The sequence below is a fragment of the uncultured Campylobacter sp. genome (assembly GCF_938031315.1).
Lineage (GTDB): Bacteria > Campylobacterota > Campylobacteria > Campylobacterales > Campylobacteraceae > Campylobacter_B.
Map to the genome: position 1 here is coordinate 1 of NZ_CALHHT010000364.1, position 4,412 is coordinate 4,412.

Genomic DNA, 4,412 nt, shown 5'->3' on the forward strand with positions numbered 1-4,412 from the left:
TTTTCCAGAGATATTTATTAACTTTGCAAGAGTTTAATACGGACATTTTTTTTATTTAATTAAATAAGAACAAATTATGGTAATTGAAAAAGTTCATGCGAGAGAAATCCTCGACTCAAGAGGTAACCCTACCGTAGAGGTGGAAGTAACATTATGCAATGGCGTAGTTGGCCGCGCAAGTGTACCTTCTGGCGCATCAACAGGCGAAAACGAGGCCCTCGAATTGCGCGACGGCGACAAGAAACGCTACTCGGGTAAGGGTGTTCTCAAAGCCGTAGAGAACGTAAACAACGTTATCGCTCATGCCCTTAAAGGCATGTCGGTTTGCCAACAACGCAAAATCGACTACAAGATGCTCGAACTAGACGGCACGCCCACAAAGAGCAAGCTGGGTGCCAATGCCATCCTCGGCGTATCGCTGGCCGTTGCACACACCGCAGCCAAGGCCTTTGGTGGTGCTTTCGCCGAGTAAAATTCTAGTATTTGCGATCGACTTTTCTAACGCCTGTGCGTCGGTGTTAGCTACCATAAGCTCAACGTCGGTTTTGGTAAATCCTTCGCGGATCATGTGATTTATCATGTTGCATCCGCCGCCGCCGACGCCGATCACCTTCATCTTAGCACCGTAGATGCCCTTTCTTTCTTCCATACTGTATCCTTTCACGAGTATCTCCTTAGCTTAAATTTTAAAACCAATTTTTCATAGACGACCAAATTTTATTGAAAAAATTTTGTCCGTCTTTTTTGGGAAGTTGGATATTTAGATCCTCCTTCTTAGCCGCACCGCTATCCGCTCTGATGCCCTCTTTTTCTATCGCCTTACTGACCTCTTTTTCATAATATTCGTTCACATTTCGTTTCGGAGCCTTGTTTATAACTTCGTCTTTGTAGCGGAGTTTGCCGTTAGAGTCCATCTCGTAAGGGGTAAATTCGCCGAAACCATACATGCAAAGTCCTAGTGCGCAAGAATTTGAAATATCATCAGCGATCTCGTGCAAGCCGCCCACGCTCTTTGCTCTTGCGACCCTAACGGATGTGTTATCAAAAACTATCGCCGCTAAATCGCGCACATCGTCTAGCTTCGCCATACCGCCCGTGATTACGATACCTGCGCCTATGCGGTCTTTATAGCCGCTTCTTTCGATCTTATCGGCTATCATATCGAAGGTCTCTTTAACGCGAGCGAGGATGACTTGAGAGATGATCTCAAGGCTTATGATGTGGTTTTCTGACTCGCTATCTCCTAAAGCAGGCAGCTCGACTTCGCTATTGCCTTGATTAATTAGATCGTTATAGGTAATTTTAATGTTTTCCGCATACGGAAGCGGCGTATGCAGAGCGCGAGATAGATCGTTAGTAACGTTATTAGAGCCAAACATCACAACATCGTTATAACGCAAGGAATTCCCCAGGTGGATGACTATATCGCATGTAGCGCCGCCCATGTCAATCAGCACTACGCCGAGCTCTTTTTCGTCCTTGCTAAGCGTGGATATGGATGATGCGTAGCCCGAAAGGACGATGTTATCTACCTTTACGCCCGCCATCTCTACGGATTTTTTCAAATTTTTAATTGAGCTTTCGGGAGCGATGACGATATGCGTGGATACCTCCAGGCGGGTACCGCTCATACCGAGAGGGTCTTCGATGTGTTCCTGCTCGTCGACTCTAAAATCATATGGAAGCACATGTAAAATCACGCTATCGCTAGGCACGTTAGCCTGAGCTTCGGCAACCTGCATGGCACGCTTTATTTCATCCAACCCGATCTCATTTTCCATGGTTATGACACCGCGAGATTTAACGCTTTTGGCGTATGAGCCCGAGATAGATATAATGGCTTTATCGTAGCTTCTGCCAGCTCCTTTTACAGCCGCTTTTACCGCCTGCTTTATTGAGCCCGCGGCTTGCTCTATGTTTGTTATGACACCCTTTTTGATACCTAAAGTATCGGCTCCGCCAACGCCTAAGACCGTAAAAATGCCATCATTTTTAGCGATTATCGCGCGAATTTTAGTTGAGCCTATATCTAGACCTAAAATATACTCACTCACTGTCTTTACCTTTAAAATATCTTTCGGTTTTATAGCGCTTTTCTAGCATTTTGGTTAGATCATCTTGCAGATTAGAATTTAATAACGTGGTTATTCTATCAGCTACGATCGTTTTTTCTTTATCTATCTCTTCACTACTACCTAGGCTCTGCTGTGAAATTTTATACACTACGGCTTTGTTATCAAACATCACTATCCCTTCTTTCACAGGCTTATTAAACATATCGATAAGAAATTTATAAAATTCGTCATCGCTTAGCTTGGTATTGTTTTTACTATTAAGAGATAGCGTGCCGAAATCTTCGCCTTTGAAATTTTTAAGCGCATCTTGAGCTCTTTTTTCAAGTAGCTCTTTACGTTTCTTCGTTTCAAATTCTTTAGAAGCCAAAGACTTAGCCTCTTCAAAGCTCATCTGCCTAGGTTGCTCTACACCGTTTAGTTTAGCAATCAAATATCCGCCTTTGTACTCGAAAGGCTTGATGACATCTCCTGGCTTTGCAACCTCAATCTCAGATATTGGAAAATTGCTAGCCGTAGCAACTATAGTTTCATTAGTATCAAGCTTGTCTTTTTTAATCTCCAGATAATCCTTTGTAGCGTCTTTTTTAACCTGATCCATCCGGTAATCTTTTAAGACATTAGGTTTAGCCTCTGCAAAATCCAATAGTTTATCATCCAGGCTTCTATACTCGCCTCTGTGTTCTTCATAAAATTTACTTAGTTCCGTCTCATTCACGTCGGCTTTACTAGGCGCCACGAAATAGGCCCCTAGATTATATTTTTTCTCGGTCATAAAGTGCGATTTCTCGCCTTCCCAAAATTTCTTTAGCTCGTCATCGTTAAAAGTGACGTTAGCATCGGCGTAGATTATCTCTGCAGAAACCTTATCCTGCATCAGCTGCGATGCAGCAAATGCTTCTACGATCTTAGGGCTAGGTGTTATTTTTAGCGCTTTGCCGAGCTTTTCTAAAGTTAGGACCTTTTGTAGATTGCGCTCAAATTCCTTTTTAGTAAGTCCTGAATTCCTTACGACATTATCGTAAAGTTCCTTACTAAATGCGCCATTTTCTTGGAAATTCGGCGAGCTCACTACAAACTCCGCGACATCTTTATCACTAGCCTGAACGCCTAAGTCTTTAGCAAAATTTAGAAAATACGCTTCGCCGATTAGCTGATCTACTGCGATCTGATCTAGATGCATATTTTTAGCTTGTTCTTGAGTAAATTGCCCATCGCTCATAGCGTTTAATCTATTGTATAACTCGGTTGATTTTATCTTATATTCTTGATTCGTTATTGAAATCTGCCCTACTCTAGCGATTGAGCCTGCGCGGTTAGCGTTCATATCATATGCGCCCCAGCCGACGAAGCCTGCGCCCACGAAAGCTATCGTGCTTATCCAAATAGTCGGTATAAGCGACTTCTTATGCTTTTGCATCCATTCTATCATCTAAATCCTTAAATAGCTAACTAAAGAAATTTTTTGTTAGTAATTATACAGATAAAACCTTATGTAAGGCTGAAAAATAGGCATTTTTGGCGAATTATAACGCGTTAGTAAACGATTTGGTATACATTAATCTTAGCTTAGCAAAAGTAGCTTCGAACTCATTTCTAAAATCGCTATTTTTTTCGCCATTTGCTGCGCGCTCCTTGCATGGGCAAAAACCCCATAGCCGCGAATCACCATTATATCGCTATTTTCATTTATCATATAGTTACAAATTTCGTACGGCGCGCGCTCGTGCCAGTCGTCGTAGTTCTTAGGATCATAAATTTCAATGCGCTTAAATTTGCTCGCCCCAAAGTAATCTCGCGGCAAAATAAAATCATGCTCCAGCGTATATGCGACAAGATACGGCGGTGTCGCGTAGGTTACGAATTTTGCCTCTTTTATATTTTTGTAGATATTTATATGTATGTCGCTATCAATGCTAGCATCCTGCCAGCGGTAGTCCTTTTTTGAAAACAGCGTTATAAAATCATCCCTATCCAGGCTATCGAAAATCGCGTCTTTTTTGTTGATCAAGAACTGATTTTCTTTAATTTTTGCTGAAATCGAGCCGTGAAAGATCCCAAAAAGCCTATCTCTAAACATCGAAAGCGAAATTTTGCGTAAAATTTCATAATAATACTCGTCCATCTCTCGCCTTTGTAAAAAATTTCGCTATTATATAGGATTAGAAATTTCAAAAGGATAAATTCAGGTGCAAGCTCCACATATTCCGGTACTTTTTTCGCAAACGATCGCCGCATTTTCGCAGCTTGAGGACGGCTACGTTATCGACTGCACGCTAGGCTACGGAGGGCACAGCGAAGGCATTTTAACCGCTAATCCGCGTCTTAAGCTTATCGCTT

General features: G+C 42.1%; 5 protein-coding genes and 1 pseudogene. 2 read left to right on the plus strand and 4 right to left on the minus strand.

The features are described from left to right. Positions 1 to 76 precede the first annotated feature (76 nt). Positions 77 to 442 (plus strand): annotated as a pseudogene (eno, locus tag Q0236_RS08845) (phosphopyruvate hydratase); the annotation flags it as partial. Here eno and Q0236_RS08850 read toward each other — a convergent pair. From Q0236_RS08850 to Q0236_RS08865, 4 genes are all read right to left on the minus strand, one after another. After that, positions 362 to 649: a hypothetical protein gene (locus Q0236_RS08850; RefSeq protein ID WP_297916984.1), complete on the minus strand. Its 288-nt coding sequence runs from the start codon at positions 647 to 649 to the stop codon at positions 362 to 364. The pseudogene eno and the gene Q0236_RS08850 overlap by 81 nt on opposite strands. Positions 650 to 686: 37 nt before the next feature. Then, positions 687 to 2,054 carry a cell division protein FtsA gene (ftsA, locus tag Q0236_RS08855; protein ID WP_177389106.1) on the minus strand — a complete coding sequence of 456 codons (1,368 nt, stop codon included), beginning with the start codon at positions 2,052 to 2,054 and terminating at the stop codon, positions 687 to 689. After that, a complete protein-coding gene (locus Q0236_RS08860) occupies positions 2,047 to 3,504 on the minus strand; it encodes a peptidylprolyl isomerase (protein WP_297916986.1) in 1,458 nt (485 codons plus the stop codon). The genes ftsA and Q0236_RS08860 overlap by 8 nt, the downstream gene beginning before the upstream one ends. Positions 3,505 to 3,636: 132 nt before the next feature. Beyond that, on the minus strand, positions 3,637 to 4,197 hold the full coding sequence (locus tag Q0236_RS08865) for a class II aldolase and adducin N-terminal domain-containing protein (RefSeq protein WP_297916988.1): 561 nt from the start codon (positions 4,195 to 4,197) through the stop codon (positions 3,637 to 3,639). A gap of 64 nt (positions 4,198 to 4,261) precedes the next feature. On the opposite strand from Q0236_RS08865, the gene mraW reads away from it, so the two are divergent. Further along, the coding region (mraW, locus tag Q0236_RS08870) for a 16S rRNA (cytosine(1402)-N(4))-methyltransferase (RefSeq protein WP_297916990.1) at positions 4,262 to 4,412 on the plus strand (151 nt) is incomplete at its 3' end.